Here is a 14,909-nt window from a genome sequence, read left to right as displayed (position 1 = left end):
GGCAGGAGGCGTTATGCGCACACATGTTGTTCTGGCGGCGCTGCTGTGTGCCGCAACGGCGCGCGCGGAATGCCTGGGTGATGCGCAGGTGGCCAACCTCGCGGCGAGCTACACCGCGCGCGCACCCGCGCCGGACCTGGCCGTCATGTCCGAGGAGGACGCTTCCTGCAGCCGCGCGAAGCTGGCCGCGGTGCTGGCAGTGCGCCTGGGCGCGCCCATCGGGTACAAGGTCGGCCTGACCAACGAGGCGATCCGCCGCATGGTCAAGGGCACCGGCCCGGCCTGGGGCACGTTGTACGGCGGGGACTTCGTCCCGAGCGGCGCCAAGGTCAGTGTGAAGTTCGCCGCGCGGCCCACGGTCGAGGCCGACCTGCTGGTGCGCGTTCGAAGCAGCGACATCCAGCGGGCGACCACGCCCCAGCAGGTGCTGGCCGCCCTGGACCAGGTCATCCCCTTCATCGAGCTGCCCGACATGCTGGTCGCGAATCCGAACAAGCTCGATGCGAGGGGCATGACGGCGATCAACATGGCTGCGCGCGGCGGCATCACTGGAACGTCGATCGCGATTCCGGAGGACAGCGCCGGGCAGGGCATCTTCTTCGACGCCCTCGGTCAAATGAAGGTGCAGGTGGCCGATGGCAGCGGCCGCCGGATGGGCACTGGCACGGGCGCCGACCTGCTCGGGCATCCCATGGCGTCGGCGCTGTGGCTGGTGCAGGCGCTGGCGAAGGCGGGCATCGTGCTGAAGGCCGGCGATCTCCTGAGCCTGGGGTCGTTCCCGCCGGTGGTGGTGCCGAGCCCAGGGCTGGTCTTGCGCGTGACCTACGAAGGACTGACGGGGGCGCAGCCGGTGTGGGTGGAGTTCACCGACTGAGGCGCGCAACAGCGAGATTCGCTCTCAGTCGCCGCCGAGCGGGCCCGGAACCGCTTCGCGCGCCTGCCTCGCGCGGAACAGGCCAGCCCGGCTGAGCAGCACCGTCGTCACCGGCGCCGTGATGGCCTGGATCACGATGATCAGCCAGACATGCAGCGCCAGTTGCCCCGTGCCGGCGGTGAAGTGGATGACGGACGCGAGTGCCAGCGTCCAGCTGCCCAGCGTGTAGCAGACGGCCGGTGCATGCATGCGCAGGAAGAAATCCGGCAGGCGCCAGAGACCGAGCGCCGCCACCAGTGCAGCCGCACCACTGGCCAGCAGCAGCAGCGCCACCACCGCCTCCGCGATCATTCGATCACCTCGCCGCGCAGCAGGAATTTGGCCATGGCCGCGGAGCTCATGAAACCGAACAGCGCCATCAGCAGCGCGGCTTCGAAGTACATGCTGCTGTCGTAGCGGATCGCCAGCGTCAGCATCGCCAGCATGGCCACCACGAAGATGAAGTCCAGCGCGACCACGCGGTCCTGCGCCCGCGGCCCGCGGAACAGGCGCAGGAGCGCCAGCACCATGGCGGCGCCGTACAGGAGCAGGGTGATCGTCACGGCATGCGCGAGCAGGTTCATTCGAAGATCTCCTTCAACGGTCGCTCGTAGCGCGACTTGAATTCGAGGACATAGGCCGCTTCGTCGTCGACCCCGAAGACGTGCAGCAGCACGGCGCTGCGGTCCGGCGCCAGCTCGGACCAGAGTGAGCCGGGCACCACCGTGGTGATCACGGCCAGCGCCGTGAGCGCATGCGAATCCCGCAGCTCCAGCGGGACGCGAATGAACATGCCACTCGGCGGCCGCGACACCGGCTGCAGCGCGCCGCGCGCCACCTGCAGGGCGGAGAGGATCACGTCGCCACCGACCCGCAGGACCAGCCGCGCCAGCACGAGCGGCTTGCGCATCGGCCCACCCGGGGGTTTGAGGGGGGAAGCCAGCCAGGGGACGACCAGCGCGACGAGCAGGGCCACCAGCAGGTCCGCCGGCGCGAGCGAGTCGTTCAACACCAGCCAGAACACGCCGAGACTGAGCGCGAGGATGAGGGAGGGCCGTCGCTTCATCGTGGTGCCGCCCTGGGCTGCGTCGTCATCACCGCGTCGATGTAGCCTTGCGGCGCGTGCAGGCCGTCCGCGGCGGCGCGCGCGTAGCCGAGTGCGCGCTCGCCGCCGACCGCCAGCGCGATCGAGGCACCGAGCAGCAGCACGATCGGGACGCCTTCGATCACGCGCAGGCGGGGCGCCGCGCGGTCCTGCGTCGCCCAGAAGTGCGTGATGAAAGCGCGTGACAAGGCCACAGTGGAAAGCAGGCCCGAGAACAGCAGCAAGCCGAACATGACCCATGCCGCGCTGCCGGACGTACCGGTCGCGGCCCCGGCCGCCAGTGCTTGCAGCATCGCGAGCTTGCCCACGAAGCCGGAAAGTGGCGGCAGGCCGGCAATCACCAGCATGCAGGTGAAGAACGCGACGCCCAGGAAGGCCAGCGCGCCGGGCAGGGCGCGTCCCACCAGCAAGCCCTGCTCGTCGTCGAGGTTGGCATCAGCGGCGGCCTTCTCTTCGGTGAAGGCCGGAAGCCGGCCGACCACGTCGTCGGGCGCCGGCGGGTCGACCTCCACCTGGCGCTGCCGCTCGACCAGCTCCACCAGCAGGAACAGCGCCGCGGCGCCGAGCGTGGAACTCGCGAGATAGAACAACGCACCGGTCGTGAGGGCGGGCTGGTCGAAGCCCGCGGCCGCGATCACCGTGCCGGAGGAAGTGATGACGCTGTAGCCGGCCACGCGGGAGAGCTGCAGCGACCGCAGCATGCCGAGGGAGCCGAAGGTGATGGTGGCGAGGCCGCCCCAGACCAGCACGCCGCTGCCGAACAGCGCAGAGTCGCCGGCCGTCGCCGGGAAGCAGAGCGTCCACAAGCGCAGGATGGCGTAGACCCCCACCTTGGTCAGGATCGCGAACATGGCCGCGGCCGGTGCGCTGGCCGCCGCATAGGCCGAGGGCAACCAGAAATTCAAGGGCCAGAACGCCGCCTTGGCCAGGAACGCGACGGCCAGCAACGCGGCGGCGGCGTGCAGCAGCCCGCGGTCGGCGGGTGGGACCAGCGGCAGCTTCTGTGCGATGTCCGCCATCGTCAACGTGCCGGTCACGCCGTAGAGCAGCGCCGCGCCGATCAGGAACAGCAGTGATGCCAGCAGGTTGATCGCGATGTAGTGCAGTCCCGCGCGCACGCGCAGGGAGCCGCCGCCGTGCAGCAGGAGGCCGTAGGAGGCCGCAAGCAGCACCTCGAAGAACACGAACAGGTTGAACAGGTCGCCGGTGAGGAAGGCGCCGTTGAGGCCCGCGAGCTGCAACTGCAGCAGCGGGTGGAAGTGCACGCTCGCGCGGTGCCAGCGCGCGAGCGCGAACAAGAGCGACCCGACGCCGGCCAGCGCGGCCATCACCAGCATCATGGCCGACAGCCGGTCCAGCACGAGCACGATGCCGAACGGCACCGGCCAATTGCCGGGGAGATAGACCTTCGTGCCGTTCGTGGTGCCGCTGTCCAGGCCCAGCAGCAGGACGACGGCCACCGCCAGGCTCGCGAGCATCGTCAGCAGGTGCAGCCCGGCCTTCAACAGGCGGAAACGGTCCGGCAGCACCACCAGCAGCGCGGCGCTCACCAGCGGCAGCAGCACCGGCAGCAGGACGGCGTGCGTGGAGAGGTTCACATGCCTTCCTCGCTGCCGTCCACGTGGTCGCTGTCCGTGAGCCCGCGCAGCGCCAGCAGCACCACCAGGAACAAGGCGGTGGTGGCGAAGCCGATCACGATCGCGGTGAGCACCAGCGCCTGGGGCATCGGGTCCGTGTAGTTCAGCAGGTTGGCCGCGACGCCGGCGCGCACGATCGGCTCCTTGTCGATCGAGAGGCTGCCCACGCTGAAGATGAACAGGTTGGTCGCGTACGAAAGCAGCGAAAGTCCCACCAGCACCTGGAAAGTCCGCGGGCGCAGCACCAGCCAGACGCCCGCCGCGACCAGGACGCCGATGGCCACCGAGAGGATCACTTCCATCAGCGGCGCTCCCGGCGGCGAGCCCGCAGCGACTGGTGGGCCAGCGGGGTCAGCATCAGCAGCGTCGCGCCCAGCACGACGGCGAACACGCCGGCATCGAACAGCGCCGCGCTGGGCAGGTGCAGCTGGCCGAACCACGGCAGCGTGACGTGCGCCGTGTGCGTGGTGAGAAAGGGGTAGCCCCAGGCGAGCGAGCCCAGGCCGGTGGCGACGACCAGCAGCAGGCCGGCGGCGATCCACCACGGCGGGTTCAGGTCCAGGCGGTCCTCGACCCAGTCGGTGCCGCCGACGAGGTACTGGGCGATGAAGGCGGTGGCGAGCACCAGCCCCGCAACGAAGCCACCGCCCGGCTGGTTGTGGCCGCGCAGGAAGAGGTGGAGCGCGACCACCATGGCGATGGGCAGCAGCAGGCGCACCAGCACCGACGGCACCAGCAGGTAGCCTTGGGCCGGATCCTTGTACGCCTGTTCCTGGGGCTTGACGAGGTCCGTGGTGCCGTCCGCCGGCACCGCCTGTTGCTGCGGCGGCAGCGTCGAGACTTCGCGCGGCGGCCGGAACCGCCGCAGCAGCGCGTAGATGGTGAGGGCCACGGTGCCGAGGACCGTGATCTCGCCGAAGGTGTCGAACGCGCGGAAGTCCACCAGCATCACGTTCACGACGTTCGTGCCGCCGCCCAGCGGGAGCGCGTTCTGGATGAAGTACGGCGAGATGCTCTGGTAGCCGGTGCGGGTCAGCATCGCGTACGAAAGGGCCGCGATGCCGGTGCCGGCGACGGCGGCCAGCAGGAAGTCGCGGCGGCGCCGCCAGCGCGCCCGCCGCGCCGGCCCCGCTTCCTCGACCGGGATCCGCTTCGGCAACCAGCGCAGCCCGAGCAGGAACAGCACCATCGTCACGGCCTCGACCGCGAGCTGGGTCAGGGCCAGGTCCGGCGCCGAGAACCAGGCGAAGGTGAGGCAGACGATGGTGCCGACCACGCCCAGCAGCGTCAGGGCCATGAGCCGGTGGAACTTGGCCTGCCACGCCGCACCGATCGCCGCCGCGCCGCCGACGGTCCAGAGCAGCACGAACTCGACGGTGGCCGGGACCCGCGCACGGTCGCCCCATTCGAGCGGCACGACGAGCGCCGAAGCGAGGGCGACCGCGCCGGCCACGACGAACATCCAAAGCATCTGCACCTGCAGGTGCCGGCTGCTGGTACGCTGGAGAATCGCGCGCGCGGAGAGGCTCGCCACGGCGAGGCAGCGCTCGAAGATCCGCTTGCCGTCGAACCGGTTCATGATGGGTGTCTGCCGCAGCCCGCGCTGTTTGAAACGTCCGGCGAAAGCGACATAGATGGACAGGCCGGCGGCCAGCGCAACCAGGCTCATCAGCAATGGCGCATTGAAGCCGTGCCAGATGGCCAGGCTGTAGGCCGGCAGGTCGCCGCCGACCACCGGCCGCGAAGCGGCGGCGAGGAAAGGCCCGACGGACCACTCGGGCAGGATCCCGACGACCAGGCAGGTCACCACCAGCAGCTCGATCGGCACGCGCATCCAGCGCGCGGGCTCATGCGGCACGCGCGGGCAGTCGCGCGGCGGGTCGCCGAAGAAGACGTCGTGCCCGAAGCGCAATGAATAGACGACCGCGAACACACCTGCCACGGTGGCGGCGAACGGCAGGCCGTACCCGATCCACGGGCTCGATTGAACGTAGAGCGTTTCCGCGAAGAACATCTCCTTCGACAGGAAGCCGTTCAGCAAAGGCACGCCCGCCATCGCGGCGCAGGCCACCATCGCCAGCTTGGCGGTGCCCGGCATGAACGGGTACAGGCCGTCGAGCCGGCGCATGTCCCGCGTGCCGGTTTCGTGGTCGATGATCCCCACCGCCATGAACAGGGAAGCCTTGAACGTGGCGTGGTTCATCATGTGGAAGACGGCGGCGACGGCAGCCAGCGGGCTGTTCATGCCGAGCAGCAGGGTGATCAGGCCCAGGTGGCTGATGGTCGAATACGCCAGCAGCGACTTGAGGTCGTTCTGGAACATCGCGGCATAGGCGCCGATGAGCAGGGTCGTCAGACCCGCGCCGCCGACGATCCAGAACCAGGCGTCCGTGCCGGAGAGCACGGGCCACAGGCGTGCCAGCAGGAAAACCCCCGCCTTGACCATGGTCGCCGAGTGCAGGTAGGCCGACACCGGCGTCGGCGCGGCCATCGCGTGCGGCAGCCAGAAGTGGAACGGGAACTGCGCGCTCTTGGTCAGCGCGCCCAGCAGCACCAGCACCAGGGCGGGCAGGTAGAGCGGGTGCGCGCGCACGCGGTCGCCGGCCGCGAGCACCGCGCTCAATTCGAAACTGCCGGCGATGTGCCCGAGCAGGACCACGCCGCCCAGCAGGCAGAGGCCGCCGGCCGCCGTCACGACGAGCGCCATGCGCGCGCCGCGCCGCGCATCCTTGCGGTGCGTCCAGTAGCCGATCAGCAGGAACGACAGGACGCTGGTGAGTTCCCAGAAGACCGCGAGCTGCACCAGGTTGCCCGACAGCACGATGCCCAGCATCGCGCCCATGAAGGCCAGCAGCAGGGAGTAGAAGCGCGCGGCCGGATCGTCAGCCGACAGGTAGTACCGCGCATACAGCACCACCAGCGCGCCGATGCCGCTGACGAGCATGCCGAAGAGCCATGCGAACCCATCGATTCGCAGGATCAGCTCGACACCAAGGCTGGGCAGCCAGGCCCAGTGCGTTTCGATGACGCTGCCCTCGGCGACGGCGGGGAACAACGCCGCCAGCGCCGCCACGTTGCCGAGCGCCACGGCACCAGCCAGCGCCGCCTGCAGGTTGCGCAGCCGCGTGGGGATGCCCGCGGCCACGGCGCTGGCGAGGAACGGAGCTGCGATCACCCACCAGAGGGACATGAACCGAGTGTAGAGGCATGTCCCAGGCCGCCGGGACAGAGCGGCACGTTGGCTTGCTCAAGCCGGGAGGCCACTGAGAGGCAGCGGGGCGCCGGCCTCCTTCGCCACGACCGGCAGCACCAGCACGTCGGAACGCGCGCCGGCCAGCACGCGCTGCGTCACGCTGCCCAGGAAGAAGTCGGCCAGCATCCCGCGCCGGCGCTTGCCGATGACGACGAGGTCCGCGCGCATCGCCTGTTCCTTGGCCAGCACCATGCTCGACGCGTAGCCGAAGCCGATGGATGGCACGGCGGAGAAGCCGGCGTCCGGCACCGTCCCGATCAGTTCGCCGATGCGCTGGCGGGCGCGGTCCGCGCTGCGTTGCCGGTATTCGCGCACCACTGCTTCGGGCACGTCGGCCGCGCGCATCGTCACCTCGTGGCGCACGGCCAGCGAATGGAACACGTCGATGCGCGTGCCGCGCGTCAAGGCCGTCGCGGCCGTGATCGCGGACGTAGCACCCGGCCCCAGGTCCACCGGTACCAGCACGCGGCGGTAGCCCGCGGTGGCCGGCTTCTTCACCACCAGCACGGGGCGGCCGGCCATGCGGATCAGCCGCTCGGCGGGGGTGCCGAAGATCCAGTCGCGCAGCACGTTCCGGCGCCGCGCGCCCAGGACCACCATGCTGGTGTCCGCACGCGCGCGCATGACCGCATCGACCGGGTCGCCATGCACCACGCGCACGTCGGCCGTCATACCGAGGCGTTCGGCGAGTTCACCCGCGAGCCGCTGCAGGGCGATGCGCGCACGTCCCGCATTGGCCGGCTCGCGTGCGGCGTGCAGCAGGCACAGGTCGGCACCCTGGTCGCGGGCGATCATGCCCGCGCGCCAGGCGGCTTGGTCGGCTTGCGCCGTGAGGTCATGCAGCACCAGGATGTGGCGCGGCGTGACCCATCGATGGAAGGATTGGTCCGTCGACATCGTGGGCCTCACGTCGTGTAGTCGCCGGTGGCTTCCGGCTGGAACAGCATCTCGACCACGCGGGTGGCATGCAGCTGACCGCCGGGCCCGGCCCAGCGCGCGACGTCGCCGACGCGCAGGCCCAGGAGGGCCGTGCCGAGCGGCGCCAGCACGGAGATGAAGCCGGCGGCCGGCTCCGCATGGTCGGGGTAGCACAGCGCGATCTTCATGCGCGCGCCATCCGTCTCGTCGGCCACGACGATCTGGCTGTACATGGTGACCACATCGGGCGCCACGGAGGGTGACGCCACCAGCTCGCTGACGGCGAGCAGTTCGTCGAGGGTGCCGGCATTCAACGACGCCGGCTGCTCGGTCAGCAGCCGCGTGAGGCGGACGTAGTCGATCTGGGTGAGGGTGCGCTCGGGCGCGAGGACGGCGGCCATGCGGGGCTCCTTGGCAAGCAGGGCACCGCGTGCGTGAAGCACGCGTGTGCGGGGACTCTGCGCTTGCGAGGCCCGGCGATTCGATGTTGCGCTACAAGGGGAGGAGGTGAATCGCCGGGCTCAGGAAAGTGCGAGCGCACGGCAGCGCCGCACGATGTGCGGCAGCTGGGGCGTCGGGAGCCGGCGGTTCATGGGCTCAGTCTAGGCCAGACCCTGCCGGGGCGCCAGCGTTGGTGGCGATGCCCCCAGAAGTCTTGCCAGAATGGCCCGCGGCGCGCGATGTGAGCGTATCTACTGTCCGGGCGGCGCCTTGCGGAAAACGCCCGTGTTGACGAATCCGGAAGGCGTGGTGACGGTGAGGTGGAGGGCATCCTCCTTCACCTCCAGGCGGCAGGTGCTTCCGGGCACGCTGCAGGCAAACGTCATCACGCCCGCCTGGATCGGAATTTGCGAAGACGATTCGGGCATCGCCTCGGTCGGGCTGTACGCCAGCGTTGCCACGCATTGATCGGAGACCTGCGTCACGTGGATGCGCTGCTTGCCGTAGAAGCCCAGCGACAAAGTCCCGGACCACAAGCCGAGAAACCTGGCGCACTCCGGCGGCACGGACCTGGTGCCTTCCTGGCCCAAGCAGAGGTGCGGGACGAGGCACACCGCGGCGAGCAGCAGGCGGTGCATCTTGTGGGCCATCCAGAAATGATAGCGGTGAACCACTCGTGCTCAGCAGCGAACCTGAAGCGCCATTTCCACTCCAACGTTCCATGATCCAACGTCTTTTCCCGTTCGCGGCCGCGTTTTTCCTGGCCGCCTGCGCCTCCCCTTACGCCGCCACCGGCGTCGCCCCCGGAACGCCCCGCGAGGAAGTCCTGGCCCGGCTGGGCCAGCCGACGCGCGTGGTGGAACTGCCCGGCCGCGGGCAACGCCTGCAGTACTCGCTGCAGCCGGCCGGGCAGGATGCCTGGATGGTCGATCTCGACGCCGCGGGCAAGGTCGTCAGCAGCCGGCAAGTGCTCAACGAGCGCGACTTCCACCGCATCGTGCCGGGTCAATGGACGCGCGCCGACATCGAACGCGAATTCGGCCCGCCCGCGCGGGTCGATGGGGTCGCCAGCTGGAACGGGCCGGTCATGACCTACCGCTGGCGCGACGTGCAGGGCGCCGACATGTTCTATTGGGTCTACCTCGATCCGCAGGGCATCGTGCGGCGCGCGCATCCGGGCATGGAGGTGCGGGACCGGTTGTTCAACTTCCGCTGACCCCGCTGCCCGTTGCCTAGAATCCCGCGAGGAGGGATTCGGCATGCTGCAATGGCTGAAGAGAAAGCGTGAGCCGGACCCGGCGCCCACGCCGGCGGTCACCAGCGAGGCGATGGAGGAGGGCATCGTTTGGCGCGCCGGCACCCGGCTGCCCATTCCGGACTGGCGGCAGCAGACCTGGCCCGATGAGGGGGACGATGCCGCGCTGCATCGCCAAGCCAACGGCTGGGCGGCCGCCTGGCTGGATGCGACTTCAGCAGCCCTGCCCACCGGCTACGGCCGCGTTGAATCGCCGAACTTCATGCTCCTGTCGGCGCTGGCCCCGCGTGCCACGACCGTGTTGCTCGACTACCTGGAGCGTTCGCGCAAGCGCGTGCTCGCCACGCTGCGCGGCATCGCCGCCGACCACGGGCACGGCAAGACGGTGGTGATGGTGTTCGGTGACGAGGAGACGTACTACCAGTACATCGCGCACTACGGAAGCGAATCCTCGCAGCCCGAGGCGACCAGTGGCGGCATGTTCGTCGACGCGGGCTACGGCCACTTCGTCTTCGCGCAGGGGCCGTTCGAAACGATGGAGCCGGTGGTGGTGCATGAACTCACGCATTGCCTGGTGCGCCACCTGCCGATCCCGGCCTGGTTGAACGAAGGTTTGGCTGTCAACACCGAGCACCGGTTCGTTCCCGCCCGTCCGCGCTACCAGCCGCAGGAACTGCAATACCTGATGGGCCGCTTCTGGGATGCGTCGACGATCCAGGAGTTCTGGAGCGGCAAATCCTTCTTGCGGCCCGACGACGGCCAGCCCCTCAGCTATGAGCTCGCGAAACTGCTGGTTCAGCTGCTGGACAAGGACTACGAGTTGCTCGCGCGCTTCTGCGAAGCGGCGCGGTATGAGGACGGCGGCGCCGCCGCAGCCATCGAGGTGCTGGGTGTGGGGCTGGACGAGTTGGCCGCCGTCGTGCTGGGGCCTGGGTCCTGGAAGGCGGAACCCGGCACTTGGGCGGACGGGACGGAGAAGGGGCAGTTCCGGCTGGCGTGACGCACCAAAGAAAACGCCCGGACGGACCGGGCGCGAAACGCGCCGAAGCGCTGTTTAACTGGAGGTTGCCCCCGGGGTCACCGGGAACGAATGAATGATGCCCCAAACGGCCGGCCATCGCAGGTAGGACAGTGCCACGGGGGCGGGACGGATGCCTGCCCATGGCCCTGAAGGGCACATGGTGCGGCCACCTTCAGTTCATGGCGACCGGTGCAGCCGTGGCGCGGACAAGGCCTGCAGGTTTTCGGTGACGGCGGCATCGACGCCGGGCCACTTGCCTTTCAACGCGGGCGCGGCCAGGGCCTTTTCGAGGGCCCGCAGGTCGCGGACGCTGGGCGCCACCTTGATCTGGGCGATGGCGGCCGCCGCGTTGCCGGAGCGCAGCAGCGCCAGGATCTTGTCGCGCCAGGTGGAGGTGGGGGCCATGCGGCTATTCTGGCCGCAGTCGGCACCTGGCGCCATCTTTCAGCATCAATCCTCGGTGATCGACAAGCTCTCGAGGATGCGGCTGCACACCGGCTCGATCCCGGTCACAGCGGCCTTCGCTCCGCCCGCCCCGGCGCAACTGACCACCAGCTGGCTGTCCTTCAGGCAGACGACCATGCTGCGCACCACCATGTGGTCGGGTGCATCGTTGCGCTCGTACCGGATCTCATAGGCCGGCCGGCCCTGGTGCGTGCGCGCCATGACATCGGTGACGCGCGCATCCTGGTTGTTGGCGGAAACCTGCGCCAGCATCGTCCGCGCGCGGTCCGGCTTGCAAAGGGTTTCGATGTCGTTGCGCTGCCGGCCCCTGCCGATCTGCAGGATGCCGGTGAGCCCGCCATGCGGCCCGCGCAGTTCCGCGATGGCCATCTCGTCGTCGAGCGGCACCTTTCGCCATTGCGGCGGGTGGCTGACCCGCACGACGATGCCTTGCGACCGCGGCAGCCCCTGGCTGCTGAATTCCTTGAAATCCTCCGCGTGCCCGGGCGTGGCGGCCGCACTGGCCAGCAGCAGCGCGGCGAGCCATCGGCGAGCCGGAGCGGTGGCGGTTCGGGCGGGCGGCATGGGAGAGCTACTCTACTACTGCCGAGCTGGCCGACGATGTGCCGCGCGCGTCTCTATGATGGGTGCAGGCAAACTGCCGCAATGGAGGGCCCGCATGGGCGAGCAGGAGCGGGCGGCCGCTGGTGGTGGTGTTCGCAGATGGGGTCACGTGGGCGTGCTCGCGTTCTGGCTGGCCGTGATGGGCGTCGTGTACCTCGCACTCGACCACACCATGAAGCCGAAGGCGGCGGTCGTCACGGCGGCGGGGGAGCTCCGCATCCCGCGCGCCCGCAATGGCCACTTCTATGTGGAAGGGACGGTCAATGGCCGCCCCATCACCTTCCTGGTGGACACCGGCGCGTCGACCGTCGTCGTCAGCGAGGCCTTCGCCAGCCAGGCCGGCCTGCAAGGCGGTGAGCCGACGACGTTCCAGACCGCCAACGGAGCGATGCCCGGGCGCACCTTGCGAGGCGTCGCCGTCTCGGCGGGTCCGTTCTCGGTTTCATCGGTGCGGATCGGCATCGGGCTGGTCGGCGGGCCCGCCGATCACGGGTTGCTGGGACAGAACTTCCTCGGCAGGTTCTCGATGCGGGTGTCCGACAAGGAGCTCGTGCTCGCGCCGCCATCGCCCTGAGCGACTCCCTCGCGCCGCCTCGCTATAGTGCCGGCCAGATGTCAGACCTCGCGCAGACCCGACGCCGCAACCTGGTGCACCTCCACAAGGAATTCATGCAGGGCATGCTGGCAGGGGGAGCACCGCCCAAGGGGCTCGAGATGGCGTTCGCCCAGCAACTGCAGATCTCCGCCTCGATGCTCTCGCAGATCAAGAGCTCCAGGCCGATCGGCGACAAGCTGGCGCGCCAGGTGGAAACGCACACCGGCCGCCCGCCCGGGTGGCTGGACCTGGAGCATGAGGAAGCCGCGGCGGCGGACGAACGCGAGGAAGCATTCCTGGCCGCCGCCCGGCACGCCTGGCGCAACGCCAATGCCAAGGCCAAGCGGGAGCTGCTGCGCGACATGAAGGCGCGGGCGCAATAGCGCCGCGCCGCCGCGCTTCGCTCAGGCTGCCCCGCGGCGGCGGGCCACCAGGTCGAACCGGTCCAGGTTCATGACCTTGTTCCACGCAGCCACGAAGTCCTGGACGAAGTGCGCCTCGCCATCGGCCGCCGCATACACCTCGGACAAGGCGCGCAGCTGCGCGTTGGAGCCGAAGATCAGGTCGCACAGCGTCGCGGTCCAGCGGAGCGCGCCGGTCTTGCGGTCCGTGCCTTCGAACACGCTGGGTGACGTTTCGGATTTCTTCCAGGCCGTGCGCATGTCGAGCAGGTTCACGAAGAAGTCAGGCGTCAAGGTCCCGGGCCGCTGGGTGAACACGCCGTGCGGCGTGTGCCCGGTGTTGGCATCGAGTGCCCGCAGGCCGCCGACCAGCGCCGTCATCTCGGGCGCAGTCAGCGTGAGCAACTGGGCACGGTCGATCATCGCGTTGGCAACCTTGCCTTCGGCGCCCTTGCGGATGTAGTTGCGGAAGCCATCGACCGCCGGCTCCAGCACCAGGAAGGAGTTGACGTCGGTCTGTTCCAGCGATGCATCGGTGCGCCCCGGCGTGAACGGGACCGTCAGCTTGTGGCCGGCCTTGGCCGCCGCGGCTTCCACCGCCGCGCAGCCGCCCAGCACGATCAGGTCGGCCAGCGACACCTTCTTCTGGCCGGCCTGCGCGGCGTTGAAGTCCTGCTGGATGCGCTCGAGCTTCGCCAGCACCTGCGCCAGATCGGCCGGGTCGTTGGCTTCGAAGTCCTTTTGCGGCGCCAGGCGGATGCGCGCGCCGTTGGCGCCGCCGCGCATGTCGGAACCGCGGAACGAGGAAGCCGAGGCCCATGCGGTCTTCACCAGTTGCTGGATGGACAGGCCGGAGGCGAGCAGCGTGGCCTTGAGGGACGCGATGTCGGCGTCGTTGACCAGCGGGTGGTCCACCGCCGGGATCGGGTCCTGCCAGAGCAGGTCTTCCTGCGGCACCAGCGGGCCGAGATAGCGCACCTTGGGTCCCATGTCGCGGTGCGTGAGCTTGAACCATGCGCGGGCGAAGGCATCGGCAAATTTCTGCGGATTCGCCATGAAGTCGCGCGAGATCTTTTCGTAGGCCGGGTCGGCGCGCAACGCCATGTCGGCGGTCGTCATCATGGGCTGGTGCAGCTTGCCGGGGACGTGGGCGTCGGGCACGTTGCGGCCGGCATCGCCCTTGGGCTTCCATTGCTGGGCGCCGGCCGGGCTCTTCGTCAATTCCCACTCGTGCCCGAACAGCGTTTCGAAGTAGCTCATGTCCCACGTCGTCGGCGTGGGCGTCCAGGCGCCCTCGATGCCGCTGGTGGTGGTGTGCGCGCCAACGCCGGATTCGAAGGCGTTCTTCCAGCCGAAGCCCAGCTCCTCGATGTTGGAGCCTTCCGGCTCCGCGCCCACGTGCTTGGTGTCGCCCGCGCCGTGCGCCTTGCCGAACGTGTGGCCGCCGGCCACCAGCGCCACGGTCTCCTCGTCATCCATCGCCATGCGGCCGAAGGTGTCGCGGATGTCACGCGCCGAGCCCACCGGGTCGGGCTTTCCGTTGGGGCCTTCCGGGTTGACGTAGATCAGGCCCATCTGCACGGCCGCGAGCGGCTTGGCCAGCTCGCGCTCGCCGCTGTAGCGTTCGTCGCCCAGCCAGGTGGACTCCGGTCCCCAGTCGATGGGGAGCGGCTCCCAGATGTCCTCGCGGCCGCCACCGAAGCCGAAGGTCTTGAAGCCCATGGACTCCAGCGACACGTTGCCGGCCAGGATCATGAGGTCGGCCCACGACAGCTTGCGGCCGTACTTCTGCTTGATCGGCCAGAGCAGGCGGCGCGCCTTGTCGAGGTTTCCGTTGTCGGGCCAGCTGTTCAGCGGAGCGAAGCGCTGTTCACCGGACCGGGCGCCGCCGCGGCCGTCGAAGATGCGGTAGGTGCCGGCCGAGTGCCAGGCCATGCGGATGAAGAAGGGACCGTAGTGCCCGTAGTCGGCGGGCCACCAGTCCTGCGAATCGGTCATCAGCGCATGCAGGTCGGCGAGGACGGCGTTCAGGTCCAGCGTCTGGAATTCCTTCGCGTAGTCGAAGTCCTCGACCATCGGGTCCGAGAGGGCGGAATGCTGGTGCAGCACGCCCAGGTTCAGCTGGTCGGGCCACCAGTGCGCGTTGGTGCGCGTCTGCTTCGGCTTGTCGTGGGCGACGGGACACTTGGCTTCGGTGCTCATGGGGGGCTCCTGTTGGGAACCCGAAGGATAGGCATGGATACGGCGGCGCGCGATTGGCGATTCACAAGGCGGCGATAGCCGGCGGCCACGCCGCCCCCGG

The 14,909-nt window shown here is 69.4% G+C and carries 17 protein-coding genes; 5 read left to right on the top strand and 12 right to left on the bottom strand.

Going from position 1 to position 14,909, the window contains the following annotated elements; genetic code table 11:
• The first annotated feature begins 13 nt into the window (after nt 1–13).
• A complete protein-coding gene (locus FN976_RS23090; RefSeq protein WP_145895434.1) occupies nt 14–874 on the top strand; it encodes a 2-keto-4-pentenoate hydratase in 861 nt (286 codons plus the stop codon).
• A gap of 24 nt (nt 875–898) precedes the next feature.
• Here the strand turns inward: FN976_RS23090 and mnhG are convergent, their stop codons facing one another.
• The 9 genes from mnhG to FN976_RS23045 form a co-directional block, all read right to left on the bottom strand.
• A complete protein-coding gene (gene mnhG / locus FN976_RS23085; RefSeq protein WP_145895433.1) occupies nt 899–1,225 on the bottom strand; it encodes a monovalent cation/H(+) antiporter subunit G in 327 nt (108 codons plus the stop codon).
• A complete protein-coding gene (locus FN976_RS23080) occupies nt 1,222–1,497 on the bottom strand; it encodes a K+/H+ antiporter subunit F (RefSeq protein ID WP_145895432.1) in 276 nt (91 codons plus the stop codon). Before FN976_RS23080 ends, mnhG begins: the two co-directional genes overlap by 4 nt.
• Nucleotides 1,494–1,979 carry a Na+/H+ antiporter subunit E gene (locus FN976_RS23075; RefSeq protein WP_145895431.1) on the bottom strand — a complete coding sequence of 162 codons (486 nt, stop codon included), beginning with the start codon at nt 1,977–1,979 and terminating at the stop codon, nt 1,494–1,496. Before FN976_RS23075 ends, FN976_RS23080 begins: the two co-directional genes overlap by 4 nt.
• Nucleotides 1,976–3,616: a monovalent cation/H+ antiporter subunit D gene (locus FN976_RS23070; RefSeq protein WP_145895430.1), complete on the bottom strand. Its 1,641-nt coding sequence runs from the start codon at nt 3,614–3,616 to the stop codon at nt 1,976–1,978. The genes FN976_RS23075 and FN976_RS23070 overlap by 4 nt, the downstream gene beginning before the upstream one ends.
• On the bottom strand, nt 3,613–3,957 hold the full coding sequence (locus FN976_RS23065; RefSeq protein ID WP_145895429.1) for a Na+/H+ antiporter subunit C: 345 nt from the start codon (nt 3,955–3,957) through the stop codon (nt 3,613–3,615). Before FN976_RS23065 ends, FN976_RS23070 begins: the two co-directional genes overlap by 4 nt.
• Nucleotides 3,957–6,845 (bottom strand): monovalent cation/H+ antiporter subunit A, encoded by a 2,889-nt coding sequence (locus FN976_RS23060; RefSeq protein ID WP_145895428.1) that lies wholly within the window; start codon nt 6,843–6,845, stop codon nt 3,957–3,959. The genes FN976_RS23065 and FN976_RS23060 overlap by 1 nt, the downstream gene beginning before the upstream one ends.
• Nucleotides 6,846–6,902: 57 nt before the next feature.
• Nucleotides 6,903–7,805 (bottom strand): universal stress protein, encoded by a 903-nt coding sequence (locus tag FN976_RS23055; RefSeq protein WP_145895427.1) that lies wholly within the window; start codon nt 7,803–7,805, stop codon nt 6,903–6,905.
• 8 nt (nt 7,806–7,813) lie between these two features.
• Complete coding sequence (locus FN976_RS23050) at nt 7,814–8,227, bottom strand: GreA/GreB family elongation factor (RefSeq protein ID WP_145895426.1); 414 nt, start codon at nt 8,225–8,227, stop codon at nt 7,814–7,816.
• Between the two features lie 291 nt (nt 8,228–8,518).
• A complete protein-coding gene (locus tag FN976_RS23045; protein WP_145895425.1) occupies nt 8,519–8,917 on the bottom strand; it encodes a hypothetical protein in 399 nt (132 codons plus the stop codon).
• A 71-nt stretch (nt 8,918–8,988) separates the two neighbouring features.
• Between FN976_RS23045 and FN976_RS23040 the strand changes: the two genes are divergently transcribed.
• Both FN976_RS23040 and FN976_RS23035 read left to right on the top strand, forming a co-directional pair.
• Entirely contained in the window at nt 8,989–9,483 is a 495-nt protein-coding gene (locus tag FN976_RS23040) for a hypothetical protein (protein WP_145895424.1), read from the top strand.
• 43 nt (nt 9,484–9,526) lie between these two features.
• A complete protein-coding gene (locus tag FN976_RS23035; protein WP_145895423.1) occupies nt 9,527–10,522 on the top strand; it encodes a gluzincin family metallopeptidase in 996 nt (331 codons plus the stop codon).
• A 198-nt stretch (nt 10,523–10,720) separates the two neighbouring features.
• On the opposite strand, the gene FN976_RS23030 is transcribed toward FN976_RS23035, so the two are convergent.
• Nucleotides 10,721–10,948, bottom strand: a complete 228-nt coding sequence (locus FN976_RS23030) for a hypothetical protein (RefSeq protein ID WP_145895422.1) — start codon at nt 10,946–10,948, stop codon at nt 10,721–10,723.
• A 45-nt stretch (nt 10,949–10,993) separates the two neighbouring features.
• On the bottom strand, nt 10,994–11,572 hold the full coding sequence (locus tag FN976_RS29010; RefSeq protein WP_186511115.1) for a hypothetical protein: 579 nt from the start codon (nt 11,570–11,572) through the stop codon (nt 10,994–10,996).
• A 148-nt stretch (nt 11,573–11,720) separates the two neighbouring features.
• Between FN976_RS29010 and FN976_RS29005 the strand changes: the two genes are divergently transcribed.
• Together FN976_RS29005 and FN976_RS23015 are read left to right on the top strand one after the other, a co-directional pair.
• Nucleotides 11,721–12,185, top strand: coding sequence for a retropepsin-like aspartic protease family protein (locus FN976_RS29005; protein ID WP_222432869.1), 465 nt, complete (start codon nt 11,721–11,723; stop codon nt 12,183–12,185).
• Between the two features lie 38 nt (nt 12,186–12,223).
• On the top strand, nt 12,224–12,589 hold the full coding sequence (locus FN976_RS23015; protein WP_145895419.1) for a hypothetical protein: 366 nt from the start codon (nt 12,224–12,226) through the stop codon (nt 12,587–12,589).
• Nucleotides 12,590–12,610: 21 nt separating this feature from the next.
• Here the strand turns inward: FN976_RS23015 and katG are convergent, their stop codons facing one another.
• Nucleotides 12,611–14,809 (bottom strand): catalase/peroxidase HPI, encoded by a 2,199-nt coding sequence (gene katG / locus FN976_RS23010; RefSeq protein ID WP_145895418.1) that lies wholly within the window; start codon nt 14,807–14,809, stop codon nt 12,611–12,613.
• Nucleotides 14,810–14,909: the final 100 nt, after the last annotated feature.

This window comes from Caenimonas sedimenti (genome assembly GCF_007833165.1).
Classification (GTDB): domain Bacteria; phylum Pseudomonadota; class Gammaproteobacteria; order Burkholderiales; family Burkholderiaceae_C; genus Ramlibacter; species Ramlibacter sedimenti.
The sequence above is the reverse complement of the archived record's forward strand: the minus strand, read 5'-3'. Positions and strand labels throughout refer to the sequence as shown.

What these genes read in the sequence shown, in the direction of transcription:
- FN976_RS23090 (WP_145895434.1), top strand. Translation starts at nt 14, where the DNA reads ATGCGCACACATGTTGTTCTGGCGGCGCTGCTGTGTGCCGCAACGGCG.
- mnhG (WP_145895433.1), bottom strand. Translation starts at nt 1,225, where the DNA reads ATGATCGCGGAGGCGGTGGTGGCGCTGCTGCTGCTGGCCAGTGGTGCG.
- FN976_RS23080 (WP_145895432.1), bottom strand. Translation starts at nt 1,497, where the DNA reads ATGAACCTGCTCGCGCATGCCGTGACGATCACCCTGCTCCTGTACGGC.
- FN976_RS23075 (WP_145895431.1), bottom strand. Translation starts at nt 1,979, where the DNA reads ATGAAGCGACGGCCCTCCCTCATCCTCGCGCTCAGTCTCGGCGTGTTC.
- FN976_RS23065 (WP_145895429.1), bottom strand. Translation starts at nt 3,957, where the DNA reads ATGGAAGTGATCCTCTCGGTGGCCATCGGCGTCCTGGTCGCGGCGGGC.
- FN976_RS23060 (WP_145895428.1), bottom strand. Translation starts at nt 6,845, where the DNA reads ATGTCCCTCTGGTGGGTGATCGCAGCTCCGTTCCTCGCCAGCGCCGTG.
- FN976_RS23055 (WP_145895427.1), bottom strand. Translation starts at nt 7,805, where the DNA reads ATGTCGACGGACCAATCCTTCCATCGATGGGTCACGCCGCGCCACATC.
- FN976_RS23050 (WP_145895426.1), bottom strand. Translation starts at nt 8,227, where the DNA reads ATGGCCGCCGTCCTCGCGCCCGAGCGCACCCTCACCCAGATCGACTAC.
- FN976_RS23045 (WP_145895425.1), bottom strand. Translation starts at nt 8,917, where the DNA reads ATGGCCCACAAGATGCACCGCCTGCTGCTCGCCGCGGTGTGCCTCGTC.
- FN976_RS23040 (WP_145895424.1), top strand. Translation starts at nt 8,989, where the DNA reads ATGATCCAACGTCTTTTCCCGTTCGCGGCCGCGTTTTTCCTGGCCGCC.
- FN976_RS23035 (WP_145895423.1), top strand. Translation starts at nt 9,527, where the DNA reads ATGCTGCAATGGCTGAAGAGAAAGCGTGAGCCGGACCCGGCGCCCACG.
- FN976_RS23030 (WP_145895422.1), bottom strand. Translation starts at nt 10,948, where the DNA reads ATGGCCCCCACCTCCACCTGGCGCGACAAGATCCTGGCGCTGCTGCGC.
- FN976_RS29010 (WP_186511115.1), bottom strand. Translation starts at nt 11,572, where the DNA reads ATGCCGCCCGCCCGAACCGCCACCGCTCCGGCTCGCCGATGGCTCGCC.
- FN976_RS23015 (WP_145895419.1), top strand. Translation starts at nt 12,224, where the DNA reads ATGTCAGACCTCGCGCAGACCCGACGCCGCAACCTGGTGCACCTCCAC.
- katG (WP_145895418.1), bottom strand. Translation starts at nt 14,809, where the DNA reads ATGAGCACCGAAGCCAAGTGTCCCGTCGCCCACGACAAGCCGAAGCAG.